18 protein-coding genes and 1 pseudogene are annotated in these 23,354 nt (G+C 71.3%); 7 read left to right on the forward strand and 12 right to left on the reverse strand.

Translation table 11 applies throughout. From position 1 onward, the window contains the following. Positions 1-435, reverse strand: a pseudogene (locus tag AB0I54_RS05950) (hypothetical protein); the annotation flags it as partial. 89 nt (positions 436-524) lie between these two features. Between AB0I54_RS05950 and AB0I54_RS05955 the strand changes: the two are divergent. From AB0I54_RS05955 to AB0I54_RS05975, 5 genes are all read left to right on the forward strand, one after another. Then, positions 525-2,282 (forward strand): FHA domain-containing protein, encoded by a 1,758-nt coding sequence (locus AB0I54_RS05955; RefSeq protein WP_363294665.1) that lies wholly within the window; start codon positions 525-527, stop codon positions 2,280-2,282. Continuing rightward, positions 2,279-3,841: a serine/threonine-protein kinase gene (locus AB0I54_RS05960; RefSeq protein ID WP_363294666.1), complete on the forward strand. Its 1,563-nt coding sequence runs from the start codon at positions 2,279-2,281 to the stop codon at positions 3,839-3,841. Before AB0I54_RS05955 ends, AB0I54_RS05960 begins: the two co-directional genes overlap by 4 nt. Before the next feature lie 37 nt (positions 3,842-3,878). Next, complete coding sequence (locus AB0I54_RS05965) at positions 3,879-5,393, forward strand: hypothetical protein (protein WP_363294667.1); 1,515 nt, start codon at positions 3,879-3,881, stop codon at positions 5,391-5,393. 107 nt (positions 5,394-5,500) lie between these two features. After that, positions 5,501-6,970, forward strand: coding sequence for an AlkA N-terminal domain-containing protein (locus tag AB0I54_RS05970; RefSeq protein WP_363294984.1), 1,470 nt, complete (start codon positions 5,501-5,503; stop codon positions 6,968-6,970). 10 nt (positions 6,971-6,980) lie between these two features. Continuing rightward, positions 6,981-7,463 (forward strand): methylated-DNA--[protein]-cysteine S-methyltransferase, encoded by a 483-nt coding sequence (locus AB0I54_RS05975; protein WP_363294668.1) that lies wholly within the window; start codon positions 6,981-6,983, stop codon positions 7,461-7,463. On the opposite strand, the gene AB0I54_RS05980 is transcribed toward AB0I54_RS05975, so the two are convergent. Further along, complete coding sequence (locus AB0I54_RS05980) at positions 7,460-8,188, reverse strand: Sir2 family NAD-dependent protein deacetylase (protein ID WP_363294669.1); 729 nt, start codon at positions 8,186-8,188, stop codon at positions 7,460-7,462. The genes AB0I54_RS05975 and AB0I54_RS05980 overlap by 4 nt on opposite strands. 140 nt (positions 8,189-8,328) lie before the next feature. Between AB0I54_RS05980 and AB0I54_RS05985 the strand changes: the two genes are divergently transcribed. Further along, positions 8,329-10,749 (forward strand): SpoIIE family protein phosphatase, encoded by a 2,421-nt coding sequence (locus AB0I54_RS05985; RefSeq protein WP_363294670.1) that lies wholly within the window; start codon positions 8,329-8,331, stop codon positions 10,747-10,749. Between the two features lie 28 nt (positions 10,750-10,777). On the opposite strand, the gene AB0I54_RS05990 is transcribed toward AB0I54_RS05985, so the two are convergent. Beyond that, positions 10,778-11,272 (reverse strand): NUDIX hydrolase, encoded by a 495-nt coding sequence (locus AB0I54_RS05990; RefSeq protein WP_363294671.1) that lies wholly within the window; start codon positions 11,270-11,272, stop codon positions 10,778-10,780. Between the two features lie 155 nt (positions 11,273-11,427). Next, complete coding sequence (locus AB0I54_RS05995) at positions 11,428-12,522, reverse strand: ADP-ribosylglycohydrolase family protein (RefSeq protein WP_363294672.1); 1,095 nt, start codon at positions 12,520-12,522, stop codon at positions 11,428-11,430. Between the two features lie 224 nt (positions 12,523-12,746). Here AB0I54_RS05995 and AB0I54_RS06000 point away from each other — a divergent pair, with 224 nt between their 5' ends. Further along, on the forward strand, positions 12,747-13,919 hold the full coding sequence (locus AB0I54_RS06000; protein WP_363294673.1) for a glycerate kinase: 1,173 nt from the start codon (positions 12,747-12,749) through the stop codon (positions 13,917-13,919). 337 nt (positions 13,920-14,256) lie between these two features. Here the strand turns inward: AB0I54_RS06000 and pssA are convergent, their stop codons facing one another. The 8 genes from pssA to AB0I54_RS06040 all read right to left on the reverse strand — a co-directional run bounded on the left by pssA (position 14,257) and on the right by AB0I54_RS06040 (position 23,277). Beyond that, the gene (gene pssA / locus AB0I54_RS06005) at positions 14,257-15,078 is read right to left on the reverse strand and encodes a CDP-diacylglycerol--serine O-phosphatidyltransferase (protein WP_263216781.1); all 822 of its coding nucleotides are present in this window, start codon (positions 15,076-15,078) and stop codon (positions 14,257-14,259) included. 22 nt (positions 15,079-15,100) lie between these two features. Beyond that, entirely contained in the window at positions 15,101-15,757 is a 657-nt protein-coding gene (locus AB0I54_RS06010; RefSeq protein ID WP_363294674.1) for a phosphatidylserine decarboxylase, read from the reverse strand. Positions 15,758-15,926: 169 nt separating this feature from the next. Next, positions 15,927-17,132 carry an acyl-CoA dehydrogenase family protein gene (locus tag AB0I54_RS06015; protein WP_356940999.1) on the reverse strand — a complete coding sequence of 402 codons (1,206 nt, stop codon included), beginning with the start codon at positions 17,130-17,132 and terminating at the stop codon, positions 15,927-15,929. A gap of 3 nt (positions 17,133-17,135) precedes the next feature. Continuing rightward, entirely contained in the window at positions 17,136-17,660 is a 525-nt protein-coding gene (locus AB0I54_RS06020) for a MaoC family dehydratase (RefSeq protein ID WP_363294675.1), read from the reverse strand. 15 nt (positions 17,661-17,675) lie between these two features. Beyond that, positions 17,676-18,641: a CoA ester lyase gene (locus tag AB0I54_RS06025; RefSeq protein ID WP_363294676.1), complete on the reverse strand. Its 966-nt coding sequence runs from the start codon at positions 18,639-18,641 to the stop codon at positions 17,676-17,678. Beyond that, complete coding sequence (locus tag AB0I54_RS06030; RefSeq protein WP_363294677.1) at positions 18,638-20,686, reverse strand: protein meaA; 2,049 nt, start codon at positions 20,684-20,686, stop codon at positions 18,638-18,640. Before AB0I54_RS06030 ends, AB0I54_RS06025 begins: the two co-directional genes overlap by 4 nt. A gap of 18 nt (positions 20,687-20,704) precedes the next feature. Continuing rightward, a complete protein-coding gene (gene ccrA / locus AB0I54_RS06035) occupies positions 20,705-22,048 on the reverse strand; it encodes a crotonyl-CoA carboxylase/reductase (protein ID WP_363294678.1) in 1,344 nt (447 codons plus the stop codon). A gap of 413 nt (positions 22,049-22,461) precedes the next feature. Continuing rightward, positions 22,462-23,277, reverse strand: a complete 816-nt coding sequence (locus tag AB0I54_RS06040) for a TetR family transcriptional regulator (RefSeq protein ID WP_363294679.1) — start codon at positions 23,275-23,277, stop codon at positions 22,462-22,464. Positions 23,278-23,354 lie beyond the last annotated feature (77 nt).

Genomic DNA, 23,354 nt, shown 5'->3' on the forward strand with positions numbered 1-23,354 from the left:
GGTGAGGGCGGCGGCAGCGGTGAGAACGGTGACCGTCCCTCCGGTGGCAGCGGCCATGGTGGCGGTGACGGCGGTGGCGAGGGTGGCGGCACCGGTGGCGGCGGTGGTGGTGAGGGCGGCGGCAGCGGTGAGAACGGTGACCGTCCCTCCGGTGGCAGCGGCCATGGTGGCGGTGAAGGCGGCGGTGGCGGCGAGGACGGCGGCGGCGGTTCCGGCGGAGGCGAAGGCGGCGGTGGCAGCGGAGAGAACGGCGACCGTCCCTCCGGAAGCGGAGAGAACGGCGACCGTCCCTCCGGCGGCGGTGAAGGTGGCGGTGAAGGCGGCGGTGGTGAGAACGGCGGCCGTGGCCGGGAAACCATCGGCGGTGGCTCCGAGACCGTGCGCGGCGGTGTGAACCTCCCCGGTGCCTCCCGCATCGGCGACATCGCCACACACCTGTCGCCCTCCGCGCCCGCGCCCGACACGGACGGCGGCTTCTCCGGCGGAACGTTCATCAGCGGATCCGGCGCGGGCTGAGCCGACGCATGCTCTGCCACGCCTGCCGCGTCCATGTGCGACGCGACTTCCCCTACTGCCTGCACTGCGGCACCCTCCGCCGCAGTGCGGCACCGACGTCGTACGCCGCGCCGCAGCTGCGCGGCCTCGACGACCCCACCCTGCTCGTCCCGCTCACCGGCCCGGTCACCACGCTGGGCCGGGGCGCGGACAACGACGTCGTCCTGTCCGACGCCAGCGTGTCCCGCAGCCACGCCCGGATCGTCCGCACCGAGTCGGGCTTCCGGGTCGAGGACCTGGACTCGTTCAACGGCACGGCCGTGGCCGGCGTCGATCTGCACGGCGGCGCGGCCCACCTCGCCGACGGCACCGAGCTGTCCGTCGGCGACGTACGCCTGCTGTTCGAACAGCCCCGCGAGGCCCACATCGGCCAGCGCACCCAGGTCGTCGGCACCCAGCTCACCCAACTCCCCACCGCCGTACAGGAGGCGGCGCCGGAGGCGAACGGCCCGCTCACCGCACGCCCCCGCCGCCGCTCCGGCTGGGCGCTGAAGCAGGTGCCCACCGACCGCGGCGAACCCCGCTGGGTGCTGAACAACACCCGCACCGGCGTGTACCTGGAGCTGGACGAGCGCGAGGTCTTCCTCTGGCACGCCGTCGACGGCGAGAACACCGTACGGGACCTGCTGTTCGCCTACGCCGCCCGCTTCGGCGAGCTGGCCCTGCCGCGCATCGAGGCGGCGCTCGCGGCGTTCGCGAACGCGGGACTGCTGCGCGGCCTGCCCGGCCGCCCCGAGGAGGCGGAGCGGAAGGGCTGGCGGCGCGTGGCACACGCCGTGTACCGGGCGCTGCTGAAGCTGGAGGTCTCGGTCCCCGGCCTCGACAGGTCCGTCACCCGCGTCTACCACGCCTTCGGCTGGCGGTTCTTCACCCGGACCGGCGTGACGCTGGTCTGGCTGTCGGTGGTCGCCGGCCTCGCCGCGTTCTTCGTCGCCCAGGGCAGGCAGCACCTGCTGGACTTCGGCGGAGCGGGCGTCTGGGGCCCGGTGCTGCTCGCCGCCGGATACGTCTCCGCCCTCGTCGTGCACGAGTTGACGCACGCCCTGGCCGTGAAGTCGTACGGCCGCAAGGTCCGGCGCGGCGGGTTCCTGCTCATGATGGGCATGCCGTTCGCGTTCGTGGACACCAGCGACATGTGGTTCGGCACCCGCCGGTCGCGGGTCGTCGTGGCGCTGTCCGGACCGCTGTCGACGGCGGCACTGGCCGGCTGGTGCGCGGCGGGCGCGGCCTTCCTGCCCGCCGGACCGGCCTCGGCCGTCCTCTTCCAACTGGCCTTCGGCCTCTATCTGAACACGCTCTACAACTTCAACCCCCTTATGCCGCTGGACGGTTACCAGGCCCTGACCGACGCACTGCGCGTGCCGCGCCTGCGTGAGGAGGCGAGCGCGTACTTCCGCAAGGGCCTCTGGCAGGACCTGCGCGCGGGCAGCAGGCCCGGCCCGCGGCAGGCGGGCATGGCCGCGTACGGCCTCGCGGTCGTCGTCGGGACGTACGGCTTCCTGGTCCTCGCCCTGCTGGCCTGGCGCTCCCGGATCGGCGACCTGCTGGACGGATGGCTGTCCCAGCCCTGGACCACGGTCGTCGAAGCCGTCGTGGTCGCCCTGGTGGCCTTGCCGGTGTGGTCCGCGCCGGTGCGGTGGCTGGCCCGCCGGGTGCGGCGCCGACGTGACGCACGGGACGCGGCACCGGCCGCGACAGTGGGCGCGGCCGTGGAGGGAGCGGCATGACCGAGGACACCGGCAGACCCGGCCAGTGGGCCGTCCCCGGTTACGAAGGCGTGCGTACGCTCGGCGAGGGCGCCGGCGGACGGGTCGTACTGGCCCGGCACACCGCGACCGGGGTACCCGTGGCGATCAAGTACCTCGGCGAACGCCTGCGCGGAGACCGTGAGTTCCTCGCCCGCTTCCGCGCGGAGGCCCGGCTGCTGGGCGAGTTGCGGCACCCGTGCGTCGTGCGGCTGTACGAGTACGTCGAGGCGCGCGGCGGTGCCGCCATCGTGATGGAGGCGGTGGACGGCGTCAGCCTCCGCCACCTGCTGCGCCGGCACGGGGCGACCGGTCCCGAGGCCGCCCTGGTGCTGCTCAAGGGCTCGCTGCTGGGGCTCGGCGCGGCCCACACGGCCGGGGTGGTCCACCGCGACTACAAGCCGGAGAACGTGCTGGTCCGCGCCGACGGCACCAGCGCGCTCGCCGACTTCGGCATCGCCGTACGCACCGGACGCGAGACCGAGGCCGCCGGCACACCCGCCTACATGGCTCCCGAGCAGTGGGAGGGCGAACCGGCGGGACCCGCGGGCGACGTGTACGCCGCGGCGGCGGTGTTCCACGAGTGCCTGACCGGGCGCCGCCCGTTCACCGGCGACGACGTGACCGCCCTGCGCCTGCAGCACCTCAGGGCTTCCGTCCCCCTGGACGACGTACCCGCGCCCGTACGCGGCCTGCTGCGCCGGGGGATGGCCAAGGACCCGGCGCAGCGGCCGGGCATCGAGGACTTCCTCGCCGACCTGGAGCGGTCCGCCGTCGAGGGGTACGGCGCCGACTGGGAGGAGCGCGGACGCCGCAGGCTCGCCGAACTCACCGCGCTGCTCGCCCTGTTGTTCCCGTTCACCGCGACGGCGACCCTCGACCCTCCGGCCCGGGCCCTGACGCTGCTCGGCCGATTGAGGCGCAGCGGCTGGAAGGCCGCCACCGGAGCCGCCGCGCTGGCGGTCGTCGCGGGCGGGCTGACATCCGTAGCGGCCCGCCCGCACGACACATCGACGACGGTGGCCAGTTCGGTGCCGTCAGAAGTCAACTCCCCGACTCTCCCGGCCTCTTCGCCCTCCACGTCCGCGACCGGTGCCTCCCCCACGGCCGACACCACCCCGACCGCAACCCCCTCGGACAGCCCGACGGCCTCGCCCACCCCCACCGCGAGCACCGCCCCGCCGACGGAGTCCCCCGAGCCGAGCACCGCTAGCCCGGCCACACCCACCCCCGGCACGATCACCATCACCATCGGCTCCTGGCAGCGGGGGCAGACCCCCGGCACACTGGTCGCCGACGTCACCGTCGACACCACCGGCACCGGGCCCGTGACCGTCACGGCCGACTACTACGTGGACACGCCCGCCGATCCCTACGGCCACCAGACCCAGAAGCTGTCCGGCAGCACGCACTACCCCGTGACCTTCGTGGCCGACTTCTCCAACCACCCGTGCCGGGGCACCTGGATGGTCACGCTCACCAGCACTCCGGCGGCCGCGAACGGACCGCAGACGGCTTCCCTGGACGCGCCGCCGTGCTGAGCGCCGTACCGAGCGAGAACGAGAACGGACCGACACGATGACAGCCACCACCCTCGCCGGACGACCCCTGTCGGGCTGGTCGCGCGACGCCCGCCACGGCACCTGGCACGCGCTGCTCCCGGCCGGGTCCGGCGAGCCCGCGCTCGGCGCGCTGCGCATCGACCGCGCCCTGCTCGCCCCGGAGGGCACGCGGGAGCGACTGGCGTCCGCGGTGCTCGCCGTGGCCCGGCTCCGGCTGCCCGGGGTGCTCGGCACGGTCGACCTCGTCGGGGAGGCCGGGGAGGTCTGGCTGATCACCGCCCGGCCACCGGCTCCCACGCTCGCGGACCTGCTGGCCGGCGGCGGACCGGACCTCGACGCGGGGAGCGCGGCCAGTGTCCTGAACGAGACCGCGCAGACCCTGCTCGCGCTCCACGCGGCCGGCCTCGCCCACGGGGCCCTGGACACGGACACCGTCGTCCTCGCCCCCGACGGTGTCGCCCTGCTCGCCGGGGCCGCACTGGGCGCGGTGCTGGGCGACGTCCCGGACCGCGCGCGCCGCGAGGCCGACACCGTGGCCTGGGCCGGGCTGTGCCGCATTCTCGGCGAGGCCTGGGCGCCCGGCGGCACGCCCGCCGCGGCCCTGTTCGCGCACTGCTCCACCACGGCCGCCGCCGAGGGCCTTGCGGCGGCCCGGGCGGCACTGGTCGCCGGGCGAACGGCGCTTCCGGCCGACTTCCTGCTCCGTACGGCGCTCCGCGCGGCGGTGGCAGCGGCGGCACCGGAGATCACCGAGGCGCCGTCGGCGGCGGGCACGGGGCCGGACAGCGGGGGCGCCGACCCCGACCCCGCCCCCACCGCCGCCGAGCCCGTAGCACCCGAAGCGGACGACCGTGCCACGCCGGACGATCAGCTCACCATGCCCAGCCGCGCCCGCTCCCGCTCCGTCCCGGACCAGGCCCACCACACCGCCGCCCCGGACGACCAGGCCACCGTCCTCGGCAGACGCAACCGCGTCCCGGCCGAATCCCCGGCGGCCGCACCCTCTCCGCCCTCGCAGGACGACGGCGAGATCCTCCTGCGCTTCGGCCCCGGCATCCCCGTCGAGGCCCAGGACGCCCTCCGCGCGCAGTGGGGCACGCCGCACCTGCCTGATGACCCCGACCGCCGCCAACGCCGAAGACGCCGGGGCTGGATGGCCACGACCGCCGTCCTGACGATCGCCGCGGTCCTGCTCTGGCTGCTTCTGCGCCCGAGCCCCGCCCCGACGGTCACGGCGGTCGAAGTCCAGGCGCCCGCCGGGCGGTTGCACTGCGGGCAGACCGCCGATCTGGTGGGCGTCGTGACCACCGACGGCCGCGGCGGCCCGGTGACGTACCACTGGCTGCGCAGCGACGGCCACGACTCCGGCGAGCTGGTGCACATGACCCACCGCGGAGACCGCAGGGTCACCGTGCACCTGCGCTGGACGGTCCGCGGCCCCGGCAGCTTCCGGGGCACCGCCCGCCTGCGGATCGCGCACCAGCGAAAGCCGGTCGAGGCACAGGCGACCTTCGGCTACGCCTGCTCCTGACGGCTCCGGCCCGGCCCTACTCGTTGTCCTGGTCCGGCAAGGTAGGTGTCGGATTCTCGCCAGCGGACGCCCGGCCCGTGGCCGATGCTGGACACATGCAGAAAGGGATGCACCTCGATCGGGATCGATGTGTGCGGGCCGTGCAGTCCAAGGACGCGCGGTTCGACGGATGGTTCTTCACGGCCGTGGTGACGACACGTATCTACTGCCGGCCCAGCTGCCCGGTGGTACCGCCCAAGCCGGACAACATGACGTTCTACCCGAGCGCGGCCGCCTGTCAGCAGGCCGGTTTCCGGGCCTGCAAGCGCTGCCGGCCCGACACCAGCCCCGGTTCCCCGGAGTGGAACCAGCGCGCCGACCTGGTGGCCCGCGCCATGCGGCTGATCGCCGACGGCGTGGTGGACCGCGAGGGCGTGCCCGGACTCGCCACCCGCCTCGGCTACAGCACCCGGCAGGTCGAACGCCAACTGCTCGCCGAACTGGGCGCCGGCCCCCTCGCGCTCGCCCGCGCCCAGCGCGCCCAGACCGCCCGGATCCTCGTCGAGACGACCCCGCTGCCGATGGCGGAGATCGCCTTCGCGGCCGGCTTCTCCTCGATCCGTACCTTCAACGACACCGTGCGCGAGGTATTCGCCCTCTCCCCGAGCGAGCTGCGCGCCCGCGCACCGAAGCGGCAGACCGGAAGCGCCCCGGGCGCGCTGTCCCTGCGCCTGCCCTTCCGCGCCCCGCTCAACCCCGACAACCTCTTCGGCCATCTCGCGGCCACCGCCGTACCGGGCGTCGAGGAGTGGCGGGACGGCGCCTACCGGCGGACGCTGCGCCTGCCGTACGGCCATGGAATCGTGGCCCTGACCCCCGAACCCGACCACATCGCCTGCCGCCTCACCCTCAGCGACCTGCGCGATCTGACCGTCGCCATCAGCCGCTGCCGACGCCTGCTCGACCTGGACGCCGACCCGGTCGCGGTCGACGACCAGCTGCGCACGGACCCGTTCCTCGCGCCGCTGGTCGACAAGGCCCCCGGCCGGCGCGTGCCGCGCACCGTCGACGAGGCCGAGTTCGCCGTCCGCGCCGTACTCGGCCAGCAGGTCTCCACCGCGGCGGCCCGCACCCACGCGGCCCGCCTGGTCACCGCGTACGGCAAACCGGTCGACGACCCGGAGGGCGGCCTGACCCATCTCTTCCCGGCCCCCGAGGCGCTCGCCGCCCTCGATCCCGACCAGCTGGCGATGCCACGCACCCGCCGCACCACCTTCACCACACTGGTCGAGCAACTGGCCGACGGAAACCTCCACTTGGGCGTGGAGAGCGACTGGACGGAGGCCCGCGCCAAGCTGCTGTCGCTGCCCGGGTTCGGCCCCTGGACGGTCGACGTCATCGCGATGCGCGCCCTCGGCGACCCCGACGCCTTCCTCCCCACCGACCTCGGAATCCGGCGTGCCGCACAGGAGCTGGGCCTGCCCTCGACCCCCGCCGCGCTCACCGCGCGCGCGGCGGCGTGGCGGCCCTGGCGGGCCTACGCAGTCCAGTACCTGTGGGCGACGGACAGCCACCCGATCAACTTCCTTCCCGTGTAAGGACCTTGCCGTGAAACACCACACCGTCACCGCCAGCCCGTACGGCCCCCTCACCCTCGTCGCCGAGGACGGCACCCTCTGCGGTCTCTACATGGAGGACCAACGCCACCGCCCGCCCGAGGAGACCTTCGGCACCCGCGACGACGACCTGTTCACCGAGACGGAGTCACAGCTCACCGCCTACTTCAAGGGCGAGTTGAAGGAGTTCACCCTCGAACTCCGCCTGAACGGCACCCCCTTCCAGCGCAGCGTCTGGGAACAACTGCGGCTGATCCCCTACGGGGAGACCCGCTCGTACGGCGAACTCGCCGAAGCCCTCGGCAATCCCCAGGCCTCCCGCGCGGTCGGCCTCGCCAACGGGAAGAACCCGATCGGCATCATCGTCCCCTGCCACCGCGTCATCGGCGCGAACGGCAGCCTCACGGGCTACGGCGGCGGCCTGCCTCGCAAGCAGCGCCTGCTGGACTTCGAACGGGGCGCCGGCCTCTTCTAACCGTTCCGCATCCCTTCCAGCAGCTTGGGCAGCGCGCTGCCGATCGGCTCGCGGATCACCTCGTCGGCCCGGTCGTCGTACGGCGTCGGCTCGGCGTTGACGATGACGAGCCGGGCGCCGTTGTCGGCGGCGACGCCTGCGAGCCCGGCGGCGGGCTGTACCTGGAGGCTGGAGCCGACGGCGATGAAGACGGTGCATGCCTTGGTGATGGCGAGGGCCTCGCCGAGCACGACCGGGTCGAGCCGCTCGCCGAACATCACGGTCGCCGACTTGAGGATGCCGCCGCACTCCAGGCAGGGCGGGTCCTCCTCGCCGGCCTCGACCCGGGCCAGCGCGTCGTCCATCGGCCCGCGGGCGTGACACCTTGTGCACACGACACTGCGGACGGTGCCGTGCAGCTCCAGCACCTTGCGGGCGGGCATCCCGGCGAGCTGGTGCAGGCCGTCCACGTTCTGCGTGATCACCCGCACCGGGATCCCGGACTGCTCCAACTCGGCGACGGCACGGTGCGCGGCGTTCGGCTCGGCCTTCAGGGTGCGGTTCTTGCGCCGCATCTGCCAGGAGCGTCGCCGGATGTCGGGGTCCCCCATGTAGTACTCGTACGTCACGAGCTTCTCGGCCTCGGGGTCCCGCCGCCACAGGCCGTTCGGACCGCGGTAGTCGGGGATGCCGGAGTCCGTGGAGATACCGGCGCCGCTCAGGATCGCGACGAGGGGCTTGGTCATGGGCCGAGAGTAGGACGGCTGCCCCTGTGGGGCGAACGGATATTCGGGGCGCCGGGACGGACGGGGAGTCGCGGACGGAGAGCGGGGGGAGGAACATCGGAATCACGGAGGCAAGGTGGTGGCTAATGGGGACGCCGTCGATGCTTTTCAGTGAGAGTCCGGAGGATCCGTTCGCTCTCGGGCATGGCGCCTCGGCCGTGTTCGACGACCACGGCACCGTGGTCGGCTGGAGTGCACGTGCACAGGAACTGCTGGGCTATTCGGCCAAGGAAGTGATCGGACGGGCGTGGCGGGACGTGCTGATCGACGCCCGTGATCTGCCTGCCGCGCGGTCCGTCGTCGTGGACGCCGTGCGGACGGGGGGATGGTTCGGGGTCCTGTCCGTCCGGCACCGCGACGGACGGCGGGTCCAGATGGGCTTTCGGGCCCGTGCCATCACCCGGGACGGCGACAGCCGGGAGTGGATCCTCGTCGGAGCCCCTGCCGCCGAAGTCATCGCCTGGCAGCGGGACCGTGCGCTGCTGGACGGCCTGTACCGCCGGTCCCCGATCGGTCTGGTCACCTACGGCCCGGACAGGAGAGTGCTCCGGGTCAACCGTGCGGTCGAAAAGGCGAGCGGCGTCCCGGCCGAGGCACCGGTGGGCCATCACCCCCGGGAATTCATGGTCGACGAGGACGCGGGTCCCGCCGATGAGCGGGTACGGCACGTCCTGGAGACCGGCGAGCCGTTGATCTTCACGGAACAGTCCGCCCGGGCACGCCACGACCCCGGCCGGGAGCGGATCGTGTCCGTCTCCGCGTTCCGGATGGAGGACCCCTCGGGCCGGGTTCTCGGCGTGGCCGAGACGATCGAGGACGTCACCGACCGCCACCGGGCCCAGCGCAGGCTCGCCCTGCTGAACGAGGCGAGCGCCCGGGTCGGCAACTCACTGGACGTGACCCGCACCGCCCGGGAACTGGCCGAGGTGGCCGTCGACGGCTTGGCCGACTACTGCTCCGTGGACCTCCTGAAGCCGGTGACACTGGGTGACGAACCACCCCCCGGTGTGAAGGGCCCGCTGCTCCGAGTGGCCCTCTCGCCCCCGGAGCGCCGCATACCGTTCCACGAGGGCGAGGTGGTCCCGCTCCTTCCGGAGTCGGCGCAGGCGCGGTGCCTGGCCGAGCGGCGCACGATTCTCGACCGGCAGCTGTCCCTCCGCGCCGAGTGGTACGCCATGGACCGGCGACGGGTCGAGGTCGCCGCGGGACTCGGCGTCCATTCGCTGATCGCGGTGCCCCTGGTGGCGCGCGGACTGGTACTGGGCGTGGTGAGCCTGTGGCGGGCGCGCCACTCGGAGCCCTTCGAGGACGACGATGCCGCGGTGGCCCAGGAGATCTCCTCGCGTGCGGCCGTCTGCATCGACAACGCGCGCCGATTCACCCAGCAGCAGAGCGCCGCGCTGACCCTCCAGCGCAGTCTGCTGCCGAGCGCGGTGACCGACCTGCCGGCCGTCGAGGTGGCCTGCCGGTATCTCCCGGCGAGCGGTGAACCGGGTATCGGCGGTGACTGGTTCGACGTGATCCCGCTGTCAGGAGCCCGGGTCGCGCTCGTCGTGGGGGACGTGGTCGGCCACGGCATCCACGCCGCGGCCTCGATGGGCCGCCTGCGGGCCGCCGTGCGCACCCTGGCCAGCCTCGACCTCGAACCCGACGAGGTGATGGCCCGGCTGGACGACCTGGTCAGCCTGCTGGCCACCGAGGTGGAGGCGAACGCCGACGGCAACGGGTCGGTGGACGAGCAGGTGCTCGGCGCCACCTGCCTCTACGCGGTCTACGACCCGGTCTCCCGGCACTGCTCCCTGGCCCGCGCCGGCCACCCGGCACCCCTGGTGTCCACACCGGACGGCGAGGTGACCGTGCTCGACCCGCCCGCGGGGCCACCGCTCGGCCTGGGCGGACTGCCGTTCGAAACGTACGACCTCGACCTCGCCGAGGGCAGCCTGCTCGCGCTCTACACCAACGGCCTCCTGGAGGCGCGTAGCGGCGACATCGACGCCGCGCTGGAGAACCTCTCCGCATGCCTCGCCCACTCCACCGATCCGCTGGACGACACCTGCCACGCCGTGATCGAAGCGCTGCTGCCCGTCGGCCACGTCCCCGCCGACGACATCGCGCTGCTCATCGCCCGTACCCGGGTACTGCAGCCGGAGAACGTCGCCTCGTGGCAGCTGCCCTTGGAGGCGACCGCCGCCGCCCGCGCCAGGGAGCTGGCCACGGCGAAACTCACCGAATGGGGGCTGGAGGAACTGGCCTTCACCACCGAGCTGGTCGCCAGCGAGCTCGTCACCAACACCTACCGGTACGCGGAGGGCCCCATCACACTGCGCCTGATCCGTACGCAGTGCCTGATCTGCGAGGTGTCCGACACCAGCCACACCTCCCCGCACCTCAGACGGGCCCACAGCACGGACGAGGGCGGGCGCGGGCTCTTCCTGGTCGCGCAGCTCACGGAGCGCTGGGGCACCCGCTACACCCACGACGGCAAGACCGTCTGGACGGAGCAGCCCCTGCCGCCCGCATGACCCGCGAGCGGTGGCCGCGGGGCCGTCGTCAGACCACCCGGTGGCCGTTCTCCAGCTCCGCCGTTCCCGAGCCCTGGGCCAGGACGTCCAGTGCGGCCAGGACGCGGCGGCCCAGGGCGCCGGGCAGATGCGCGGAGAGCTCCTCGCGGGGGACCAGACGCCAGGACAGCAGCTCCTCCTCCTGGAGCCTGATCGCCGCGAACTCGGACTCGGCGAGGACCCCGCCGTCGTACAGATACGCCACCAGCGGCGGCCGTCCCGTGCCGTGCACCCAGTCCACCGCGAGCAGTCGCCCGAGCTCGCGGTCGAGGCCGATCTCCTCGGCCGTCTCACGGCGGGCGCCCTGGCGCGGTGTCTCCCCGTCGTCGGACTCGATGGTGCCGCCCGGAAGCGCCCAGCCCTCGCGGTAGTTGGGCTCGACGAGCAGCACCCGGTCCTCGGCGTCACGGAACAGGGCGGCCGCCCCGGCGAGGACGCGGGGGAGGCCCGCGATGTACGTGGCGAAGTCTTGAATGGTGGTCACTCGAGGAAGGGTAACCAGCCCGGTCGTTCCACAGCGTGGCGAACTCGGGGCCGGTGGCGAGGAGTTCGTCGACCGGTTCGTCGACCGGTTTGTCGACTGTTTCGTCGACTGGTTTGTCGACCGGTTTGTCGCCGTACCCCTCGGCCGTACGTCGGCTAGACCGCCGTATGGGTCGGCCGGACCGCCGCCCCGGCCAGGCGCAGCGTCCGCTCCGCCAGGTCGCTGATCCGGACGCCGTCGAAGCCGAACACCGCGCTGCGCACGGTGTCCTCCAGCGGGTCCTTCCACTGGGCCGGGATGGCCGCCGCGCCGGTCAGCACCCCGGCCACCGAACCCGCCGTCGCGCCGTTGGAGTCGGTGTCCAGGCCGCCGCGGACGGTGAGCGTGATGGTGCGGGTGAAGTCGCCGTCGCCGTACAGGAGCCCGGCGGTGAGGACGGCGGCGTTCGGGATGGTGTGGATCCAGCCGAGGCCCGCGGTCTCCTCGGAGACGGTCGTGAGCGTGTCCTCCCAGGTCAGGCGGGTCTCATGGAGGGACATGACCCGGCGTACGGTACGCGCCAGGCGGCAGGTCGCCGGTACGACGGTGAGCGCGGTGTCGATCGCGTGCCGCACGGTCGGCGCCGTGAACGCCGCCGAGATCAGTGCCGCGGCCCACATCGCGCCGTACACACCGTTGCCGGTGTGGGACAGCACCGCGTCCCGGCGGGCCAGGGAGGCCGCGCGCTGCGGGGCGTCCGGGCAGGTCCAGCCGTAGACGTCGGCGCGGATCAGGGCGCCGATCCACTCCTGGTACGGGTTCTCGTACGTCGCCGTCAGCGGCGGCTTCAGACCGTTGGCGAGATTGCGGTAGGCCGCGCGCTCCGCCGTGAAGGTCTGCAGATACGGCAGCCGCAGCAGCCACAGGTCTCCGACCTGCTCGGTGCTGAAGTCGAAGCCGTGGGTCTCCAGGAGGTGCAGACCCAGGATCGCGTAGTCGACGTCGTCGTCGCGGCAGCTGCCGTGGATACGGCCGCGGACGCACTGGCGCCACTCCGGGCGCAGTTGGAGGCCGTCGGTGTCGTCGGCGGGCTCGGGGAGGTAGTCGGTCAGGGGCAGGGCGGCGGCCTGCCGTAGGTAGCGGTCGATGCGGTCGCGCGTCCACAGGTCGCCCTGCTCGACCGGTTTACCGAGCATGTTGCCCGCGATCCGGCCGAGCCAGCCCCCGAGAATGCGGTCGGCGAGCTCTGGCTCAGTGCCCACAGGGGTCATGGCTCCGGTTTACCCGATTTCGGGGGCGGGCGTGCCGTATCGGGGGCTGTTCAGGGCGAGTGGCACAGGGAGTTCCCAGCGGCATCCCAGGCGCTCCCCAGGGACGTCCCAGGAGCTTCCCAGGGTTCGGTCGGGGCATGACGGCGGGGGTGTCCTGCGGTTATGGTCGCAGCGGCGCGACTGGCCCCGCTGTGCGAGGGCCCGGAGAGCAAGGGGAATGCAAGGTGGCGGACGCTGCTGTGAACGGGACCCGAAGGGTGCTCATCGCCGCGGACAAGTTCAAGGGCTCACTGACGGCCGTCGAGGTCGCCGAGCGGGTGACGGCCGGACTGCGCCGGGTCGTGCCGGGCCTTGAGGTGGAGTCACTGCCGGTGGCCGACGGCGGTGACGGGACGGTGGCCGCGGCGGTCGCCGCCGGCTTCGAGCGGCGGGAGATCCGGGTCGCGGGGCCGCTGGGGCAGGAGGTCACCGCCGCGTTCGCGCTGCGCGGCGGTACCGCGGTCGTGGAGATGGCGGAGGCGAGCGGGCTGCAGCGGCTGCCTGCCGGGGTCTTCGCGCCGCTCACGGCGTCGACGTACGGCTCGGGGGAGCTGCTGCTGGCCGCGCTGGACGCGGGGGCGCGGACGATCGTGTTCGGCGTCGGGGGCAGTGCCACGACGGACGGTGGGGCGGGGATGCTGTCCGCGCTCGGCGCGCGCTTCCTGGACGAGGACGGGGAGCCGGTGCCGCCGGGCGGGGGCGGGCTCGCCGATCTCGCGCGGGCGGACCTGTCCGGTCTGGATCCTCGGCTTGCCTCGGTCGACCTGGTGCTCGCGAGCGATGTCGACAATCCGCTGACGGGTCCGAAGGGTGCGCCGGCGGTGTACGGCCCGCAGAAGGGGGCTTCGCCGGACGATGTGGAGGCGCTGGACGCGGCGCTCGGGCACTTCGCGAAGGTGGTCGAGGCCGCGGTCGGGCCGCGGGCGGCGGAGTATGCGGCGTCGGCGGGGGCCGGGGCGGCGGGTGGCATCGGGTACGGGGCGCTGCTGCTGGGGGCGCGGTTCCGGCCCGGTATCGAGGTCATGCTGGACGTCCTGGGCTTCGCGCCCGCGCTGGAGCGGGCGTCGCTGGTGATCACCGGGGAGGGTTCCCTGGACGAGCAGACGCTGCACGGGAAGGCTCCGGCGGGGGTTGCGGCGGCCGCGCGGCGTGCGGGCAAGGAGGTTGTCGCCGTGTGCGGGAGGCTCGCGCTTGCGTCGGCGGAGCTGGAGGGTGCGGGGATCGTGCGGGCCTATCCGTTGACGTCCGTCGAGCCGGATGTCGCGAAGTGCATCGCCGATGCGGGGCCGATTCTTGAGCGGGTCGCGTCTCTGATAGCCGAGGACTTCTTGCGCCCACCCACCCACCCGACTCGGTGACTCGAGCAGTCCCCGCCACGGGGCTCCGCCCCGGCCCCCAGGCGGGGACTCCGTCCCCTGCACCCTTGTTTCCCACCCACCTGACTCGGTGGCTCAAGCGGTGGCCCGTCGCGGGGCTCCGCCCCGGACCCCCAGGCGGGGACTCCGTCCCCTGCACCCCTGACCAATCCTCGCGCCGCCCGGCACAACCCAGCCTGTCCGGCGTTTGAGGACGAGGCCGTTCAGGCCGACAGCCGGGTCTGGGGGCGCCCCCCAGTGGACGCCGGAACCAGCGCCGGGTGACCGCAAAGCGAAGGGCCCCGGACCCAAACAGGTCCGGGGCCCTTCGCGGCCGGCGTTACGGCAGTTGCGCCGCCCGCGCCTCCCGTCGGTTGTCGCGGAAGTTGTTCACCCGGCGAGCCGTGGCGAACAGGGGGATCACCGCGCCCATGACCAGCTGCAGCGCGCAGCCCGTCTGGAGGAGGAGCTGGCCGCTGGGGGCGTCGAAGGCCCAGGCGGCCAGGAGGCCCATCGACAGGACGATCCAGGCCAGCATGGCCACGGCCAGGCGGCCGCGCGGCTTCGGGTACTCCACCCGGCTCACCATCAGCCATGCCGTGCCCAGGATGGCCAGGAGCGTCGCCACGAAGGGAAGCTCCAGCAGGACGATGGAGACCACCGTGAGCGCGCCGAACGGGGACGGCATGCCCTGGAACATGCCGTTTCTCGGCGTCACGCACGAGAAGCGGGCCAGTCGGAGCACGACGGCCAGGAGCACCACGATTGCCCCGAGCGCCGCCACTCTCTGGTGCGCGTCGTCCGCCACCATGCCGTAGACGAGGACGAAGTACGCGGGCGCCAGGCCGAAGCTGATCAGGTCGGAGAGGTTGTCCAGCTCCGCGCCCATCGGCGAGCTGCGCAGCTTGCGCGCCACCAGGCCGTCGAACAGGTCGAAGACCGCCGCGCAGAGCATGAGGATGACTGCGGTGGCGGCCGAGTGGCGAGCCATGCCGGCCGACTCGTCGTTGCCCGTCAGGTGCGGGATCAGAATGCCGGTGGTGGTGAAGTACACCGCCATGAAGCCGCACGTGGCGTTACCGAGGGTGAGGGTGTCCGCTATTGAGAGGCGGAGCGAGAGGGGCATCTCCTCCTCGTCGTCCACCTCGTCGGCCTCGGGCACCCAGCCCGCCTGTGTCTCCGGATCAATCACGGTCAATGCGAGTCACCCCAGCCACCGTCTTCTGGCCGACCTCGACCGCGACCTCCACGCCCTCGGGCAGATAGAGGTCGACACGCGAGCCGAAGCGGATCAGACCGATACGGTCGCCCTGCTCGACCTTCGTGCCCTGGGGCACGTACGGGACGATACGGCGGGCCACCGCGCCGGCGATCTGGATCATCTCGATGTCGCCGAGTTCGGTGTCGAAATGCCAGACTACGCGCTCATTGTTCTCGCTCTCCTTGTTGAAGGCAGGAACGAAGCCACCGGGGACGTGTTCGACCGACGTGATCGTGCCGGAGAGCGGCGCACGGTTCACGTGGACGTTGAGCGGGCTCATGAAGATCGCGACGCGGGTGCGCCCGTCCTTCCAGGGCATGATGCTCTGCACCACACCGTCGGCGGGCGAGATGACGCGGCCCGCGGCGATCTCTCGCTCGGGGTCGCGGAAGAACCAGAGCATGCCCGCCGCGAGCGCGGTGGCGGGCACGGCGACGGCCTTGGCGGCGCCCGAGCGGCGGGCGCGCAGAAGGCTGACGGCTGCGGTGGCGACGGTCGGGAGGAGCCACGGCGATGCTCCGCGCGCGAGGCGTACGCCGGCCAGGCTGTCTCGATGTGCAGAGGTTTGGCTGTGGGGCATGGATGACCTTCGTAGCGGATGATGCCGCGCAAGAACAGGGGACGGCGGCTTTCCGGGATCGTACCGGTCCTGGGCCGCAACTGGGCAAGCCAGGAAGCCGAGTCGGCAGCTGAAGACCGTTAACGGGGTGTGATCTTCTTCTCGAAGAAAACACCCCGTACCCGGACAATCAGCCTTGGAACCGATACTCTTCGAGCAGCCTGCGCCCGATGATCATTTTCTGGATCTCGGCGGTACCTTCACCGATCAGCAGCATCGGGGCCTCGCGGTAGAGGCGCTCGATCTCGTACTCCTTGGAGAAGCCGTAGCCGCCGTGGATCCGGAAGGCATCCTCCACGACCTCCTTGCAGTACTCGGAGGCGAGGTACTTCGCCATCCCAGCCTCAAGGTCGTTTCGTTCCCCGGAGTCCTTTTTGCGTGCCGCGTTGACCATCATGGCATGCGCGGCCTCGACCTTGGTGGCCATCTCCGCGAGCTTGAACTGGATGGCCTGATGCTGGGCGATCGGCTTGCCGAAAGTGTGACGTTGCTGGGCGTACCGGACGCCGAGCTCGAAGGCGCGCTGGGCGACACCGCAGCCACGGGCGGCCACGTTGACCCGGCCGACCTCGACTCCGTCCATCATTTGGTAAAAACCTCGGCCGGTGACGCCGCCGAGCACCCGATCGGCCGGAATGCGCAGACCGTCCATGATGAGCTCGGTGGTGTCGACACCCTTGTAGCCCATCTTGTCGATCTTGCCGGGGATGGTCAGACCCGGGCGGACCTCGCCGAAGCCGGGCTCCTTCTCCACCAGGAAGGTCGTCATGGACTTGTGGGGCGCCGTGCCCTCGGGGTGTCCTTCGTCACTTCGGACCAGAACGGCCACCAGGGACGAGGTGCCACCGTTGGTCAGCCACATCTTCTGGCCGTTCAGGACGTACTCGTCGCCGTCCTTGACCGCCTTGGACGTGATCGCCGACACATCCGAGCCGAGGCCCGGCTCCGACATCGAGAACGCGCCCCGGATGTCGCCGGCCGCCATGCGCGGCAGGAAGTGGTCCTTCTGCTCCTGCGTGCCGTGCTGCTTGAGCATGTACGCGACGATGAAGTGCGTGTTGATGATGCCGGAGACCGACATCCAGCCACGGGCGATCTCCTCGACGCACAGGGCGTAGGTGAGGAGCGACTCGCCCAGGCCCCCGTACTCCTCGGGGATCATCAGACCGAACAGGCCGAGTTCCTTCAGGCCGTCCACGATCTGCTGCGGGTACTCGTCGCGGTGTTCCAGCTCGGTCGCGACCGGGATGATCTCCTTGTCCACGAAGTCGCGGACGGTGGAGAGGATCTCCTGCTGGACGTCGGTCAGACCGGCGGTCTGGGCGAGTCGGGCCATGGCCTACTTCTCCGTCTTTTCGGTAGGTGCGTTCAGCTCAGGGCGGCCCGGCTGCTCGCCGCCGCGCTCCTTGATGTACGTCTCGGTGGGCACCATGACCTTGCGGCGGAAGACGCACACCAGGGTGCCGTCCTGCTTGTAGCCCTTGGTCTCGACGTAGACGATGCCGCGGTCGTCCTTCGACTTCGACGGCCACTTGTCGAGCACGGTCGTCTGGCCGTAGATCGTGTCGCCGTGGAAGGTCGGCGCCACGTGCTTGAGCGACTCGATCTCCAGGTTGGCGATCGCCTTGCCGGAGATGTCCGGGACGGACATGCCGAGCAGGAGGGAGTAGATGTAGTTGCCCACGACGACGTTCTTGCCGAAGTCCGTCGTCTTCTCCGCATAGTTGGTGTCCATGTGGAGCGGGTGGTGGTTCATGGTGAGGAGACAGAACAGGTGGTCGTCGTACTCCGTGACCGTCTTGCCCGGCCAGTGCTTGTACGTCGCCCCGACCTCGAACTCCTCGTAGGTGCGTCCGAACTGCATCGTGCTCAGGGCTCCTCAGTTGCCGGGGATCTCGAACTTCGACGTGCGCTGCATGCCGGCGGCGCGGCCCTTGCCGGAGATGACCAGGGCCATCTTGCGGCTGGCCTCGTCGATCATCTCGTCGCCGAGCATCGCGGAGCCCTTCTTGCCGCCCGCCTCGGACGTGTAGTAGTCGTACGCGTCCAGGATCAGCTCGGCGTGGTCGTAGTCCTCCTGGGAGGGCGAGAAGATCTCGTTGGACGCCTCGACCTGGCCCGGGTGCAGCACCCACTTGCCGTCGAAGCCGAGGGCGGCGGCGCGCTGGGCGACCTCGCGGTAGCCGTCGATGTTGCGGATCTGCAGGTAGGGGCCGTCGATCGCCTGGAGGTTGTTGGCGCGGGCGGCCATCAGGATCTTCATCAGGATGTAGTGGTAGGCGTCCGCCGGGTAGCCGGGCGGCTGCTCGCCCACGACCAGCGACTTCATGTTGATGGACGCCATGAAGTCGGCCGGGCCGAAGATGATCGTCTCGACGCGCTGGGAGGCCGTCGCGATCTCGTTGACGTTGTTCAGACCCTGCGCGTTCTCGATCTGCGCCTCGATGCCGATCTTGCCGACCTCGAAGCCCATGGTCTTCTCGATCTGCGTCAGCAGCAGGTCCAGGGCGACCACCTGCTGGGCCGTCTGCACCTTCGGCAGCATGATGCAGTCGAGGTTCTGGCCCGCGCCCTCGACCACGGTCACGACGTCGCGGTACGTCCACTCGGTCGTCCAGTCGTTGACGCGCACGACCCGGGTCTTGCCGGTCCAGTCGCCCTCGTTGAGGAACTTGACGATGGTGTGCCGCGCCTCGGGCTTGGCGAGCGGCGCGCACGCGTCCTCCAGGTCCAGGAAGACCTGGTCGGCCGGGAGGCCCTGCGCCTTCTCCAGGAAGCGCGGGTTGCTTCCCGGGACCGCGAGGCACGAGCGCCGCGGACGCAGACGGTTGACGGGCGTGGTCATGCGGGGACCTCCAGGGGGTCGAGCTTGTTCGCTTTCCGGATCTCGTCGACGATGCGGCCGATGATGCCGGTGATGTCGAAGTCCTTCGGGGTGAAGACCGCGGCGACTCCGGCGGCCCGCAGCTCTTCCGCGTCGCCATTCGGGATGATGCCACCGGCGATCACCGGTATATCTGTGGCACCGGCCACACGGAGGCGTTCCAGTACGTCCGGAACGAGCTGGGCGTGCGAGCCGGAGAGGATGGACAGGCCGACCGCGTGCACGTCCTCGGCCAGGGCCGCGTCCACGATCTGCTCGGGCGTCAGCCGGATGCCCTGGTAGACCACCTCGAAGCCGGCGTCACGGGCCCGTACGGCGATCTGCTCGGCGCCGTTGGAGTGACCGTCCAGGCCGGGCTTGCCGACCAGGAAGCGCAGCTTGCCGGAGCCCAGGTCGCGGGCGGTGGCGTCCACCTTGGCGCGGACCTCGGCCAGTGCCGAGCCCTGCTCGACGGGGACGGCCACCGGCGCGGACGAGACGCCCGTGGGGGCGCGGAACTCGCCGAACACCTCCCGCAGCGCGCCCGCCCATTCGCCGGTCGTGACTCCGGCGCGGGCGCACTCCAGAGTGGCCTCCATGAGGTTGTCGGTGCCCTTGGCGGCCTCCTTCAGCCGCTCCAGCGCCTTGCACGGGCGCGGGTGGTTGAAGGGCGGCTGGTAGCGGGTGTCGCGCCAGCGGCCGATCGCCTCGACGACCTGTGCCTCGACGGCCGGGTCGACGGTCTGGATCGCGGTGTCCAGATCGGCGGTCAGCGGGTTCGGCTCGGTCGTCTCGAAGATGTTGACGCCGACGATCTTCTCCTGGCCGGACTCGATCCGGCCCCGGCGCTCGGCGTGCGAGGCGACCAGCTGCGACTTGAGGTAGCCGGACTCTACGGCGGCCATCGCGCCGCCCATCTCCTGGATCCGGTCGATCTCCGCGAGGGACTCCTCGACCAGCTGGGCCACCTTCGCCTCGATGACGTGCGAGCCCTCGAAGATGTCCTCGTACTCCAGCAGATCGCTCTCGTGCGCCAGCACCTGCTGGATGCGCAGCGACCACTGCTGGTCCCAGGGGCGGGGCAGGCCCAGGGCCTCGTTCCAGGCCGGAAGCTGGACGGCACGCGCGCGTGCGTCCTTGGAGAGGGTCACCGCCAGCATTTCGAGCACGATCCGCTGGACGTTGTTCTCCGGCTGCGCCTCGGTCAGCCCGAGCGAGTTGACCTGGACGCCGTAGCGGAACCGGCGCTGCTTGGGGTTCTCGATGCCGTACCGCTCGTGCGTGACCTTGTCCCAGATGCGGCCGAAGGCGCGCATCTTGCACATCTCCTCGACGAAGCGGACGCCCGCGTTCACGAAGAAGGAGATGCGCGCGACCACGTCGCCCATGCGCTCCTGCGGCACCTGGCCGGAGTCGCGCACGGCGTCGAGGACGGCGATCGCGGTGGACATCGCGTACGCGATCTCCTGCACCGGCGTGGCCCCGGCCTCCTGCAGGTGGTAGCTGCAGATGTTGATCGGGTTCCACTTCGGGATGTGGGAGACCGTGTACGCGATCATGTCCGTCGTCAGCCGGAGCGAGGGCCCCGGCGGGAACACATGCGTGCCCCGGGACAGGTACTCCTTGACGATGTCGTTCTGGGTCGTCCCCTGGAGCTTGGTGATGTCCGCGCCCTGCTCCTCCGCGACGACCTGGTAGAGCGCCAGCAGCCACATGGCGGTGGCGTTGATGGTCATCGAGGTGTTCATCTGCTCCAGGGGGATGTCCTGGAACAGCCGGCGCATGTCACCGAGGTGCGAGACCGGGACCCCGACCCGGCCGACCTCGCCGCGGGCGAGGATGTGGTCGGGGTCGTAGCCGGTCTGCGTCGGCAGGTCGAACGCCACCGACAGGCCGGTCTGGCCCTTGGCGAGGTTGCGCCGGTACAGCTCGTTGGACGCCTCGGCGGTGGAGTGGCCGGCATACGTGCGCATGAGCCACGGCCGGTCCTTCTCCCGCTTCACCTCGGCGGGCTGACGCTCAGTCATCTGTGACCTCGGGTGTGCTCAGATGTTGCGGAAGCGGTTGATGGCGTCGATGTGCTTGGCGCGCATCTCCTCGTCGCGCACGCCCTGGCCCTCCTCGGGGGCCAGGCACAGCACGCCGACCTTGCCCTGGTGGAGGTTGCGGTGCACGTCGTACGCGGCCTGGCCGGTGTCCTCCAGGGAGTACACCTTCGACAGCGTCGGGTGGATCTTGCCCTTCGCGACGAGCCGGTTGGCCTCCCAGGCCTCGCGGTAGTTGGCGAAGTGCGAGCCGATGATCCGCTTCAGGGACATCCACAGGTAGCGGTTGTCGTACTCGTGGTTGTAGCCCGAGGTGGAGGCGCAGGTGACGATCGTGCCGCCCTTGCGGGTGACGTAGACCGAGGCGCCGAAGGTCTCGCGGCCCGGGTGCTCGAAGACGATGTCGACGTCCTCGCCGCCGGTCAGCTCGCGGATGCGCTTGCCGAGGCGCTTCCACTCCTTCGGGTCCTGGGTGTTCTCGTCCTTCCAGAACCTGTAGCCCTCGGCGTTGCGGTCGATGATCGCCTCGGCGCCCATCGAGCGGCAGATGTCCGCCTTCTGGTCGCTGGAGACGACACAGATCGGGTTGGCGCCGCCGGCCAGCGCGAACTGGGTGGCGTACGAGCCGAGGCCGCCGCTCGCGCCCCAGATCAGGACGTTGTCGCCCTGCTTCATGCCGGCGCCGTTGCGGGAGACAAGCTGGCGGTAGGCGGTCGAGTTGACCAGGCCCGGGGCCGCGGCCTCCTCCCAGCTGAGGTGGCCGGGCTTCGGCATCAGCTGGTTGGACTTGACCAGGGCGATCTCGGCCAGGCCGCCGAAGTTGGTCTCGAAGCCCCAGATGCGCTGCTCGGGGTCGAGCATCGTGTCGTTGTGGCCGTCGCTGGACTCCAGCTCGACGGACAGACAGTGGGCGACGACCTCGTCACCGGGCTTCCAGGCGTTGACGCCCGGGCCGGTGCGCAGGACGACGCCCGCGAGGTCGGAGCCGATGATGTGGTACGGCAGGTCGTGGCGCTTGGTGAGCTCGCTGAGCTTGCCGTAGCGCTCCAGGAAGCCGAAGGTCGGCAGCGGCTCGAAGATCGAGGTCCACACCGAGTTGTAGTTGACCGAGGAGGCCATGACGGCCACCAGGGCCTCGCCCGGGCCGAGCTCGGGCACGGCGACCTCGTCGAGGTGGAGCGACTTGCGCGGGTCCTTGTCGCGGGTCTGGAGACCCGCGAACATCTCCGTCTCGTCCTTGTGCACGGTGATGGCACGGTACGACTCGGGGAGTTGCAGAGCGGCGAAGTCGGCCGGTGTGGATTCCGGCGACTGGATCGCGTCCAGGATGTCCTTCACGGTCACGGTGTTGCCTCCGGCGGTGAGCGCCCTGAGGGAGGGGCGCTGAGGGTTCGTCGGTGCTGCTGAGGGTTTGGTGGAGAAGTGCCGTCGGTTCGGCTGGGTGGTGCTTCGGCAGCGCTTTGTGGCGCGGGAGGTTGCCTGTGACGCAGGCGTCCGGGCGTGCAGGCCATCGGCTTGCTGGGACAGCCGGCGCACGAATGGTCTCTGCGCGCCGGCCGCCCGGACTCCTTCAACGTATGACACCGCGTGTCATCCGGCAAGGCACTGAGTGCCAGAACTTGACCTCAGATGAAATCTTTACGTAACAAATGAGCGATGATCGATCGAACGCCTCTTGAAATCCGCTCGAAAAGCTCCCCTGACATGCCAAAACGGCCACCCCGAGGGGTGGCCGTGATCACAGTGGCGAGGAGGCCTCAGCGGTCCCTGAGTGCCTCCTCGATGGTCCGCATGACCTCGTCGAGGGGCGCGTCGGTACGGGCTACGGTGACCAGGACCTCGCCGTGGGCGGCGACCGCCTCCGGGACGGCCGCGGGCCTGGGCACCGAGGTGCGCCCGGCTTCGATCCCGGTGCCGAACGTCTTCCGTACGATCGCGAAGGCGTGGTCGAGCTGTGCCTCGACGTCCCCCTGGCCGCCCGCCCGCAGCCAGCGCCGCAGGACGTGGTTGTGGGCGGTGACGACGGCGGACGCGGCGACCTCGGCGAGCAGCGGGTCGTCGTTGGCGTCGTCGTCGTGCGCGTGCTCGTCGAAGTGGCCGAGGAGGTAGCGGGTGAAGAGGCGCTCGTAGCGGGCCACCGACGCGATCTCGGCCTCGCGCAGGGTGGGCACCTCGCGCGTGAGCTTGTAGCGGGCGACCGAGATCTCCGGCCGGCCCGCGTACATCTTCATGACTTCCTTGATCCCACGGCACACCGTGTCGAGCGGATGCTCGTGCGCTGGGGCGGCATTGAGCACCGCCTCGGCGCGGATCAACGTGTCGTCGTGGTCCGGGAAGATCGCCTCTTCCTTGGAGCGGAAGTGGCGGAAGAACGTGCGGCGCGCGACCCCGGCCGCGGCCGCGATCTCGTCGACGGTGGTCGCCTCGTACCCCTTGGTCGCGAACAGCTCCATCGCCGCGGCCGCCAGTTCTCGGCGCATCTTGAGCCGCTGGGCGGCCGCGCGACTGCCTGCGGCACTTTCCGGCGCGTCGGGCGTAGCTGGTGTACGTGAGGACTTGGCGGGCTGGGACATGCCCCGAACGTACTGCATGTGCGCAGCTCGATGCGCATGCCCCGGGTTTCCCCCACCCGCGAGGGGCGGGGGGCCGC

The organism is Streptomyces sp. NPDC050625, assembly GCF_040654755.1.
Classification (GTDB): domain Bacteria; phylum Actinomycetota; class Actinomycetes; order Streptomycetales; family Streptomycetaceae; genus Streptomyces.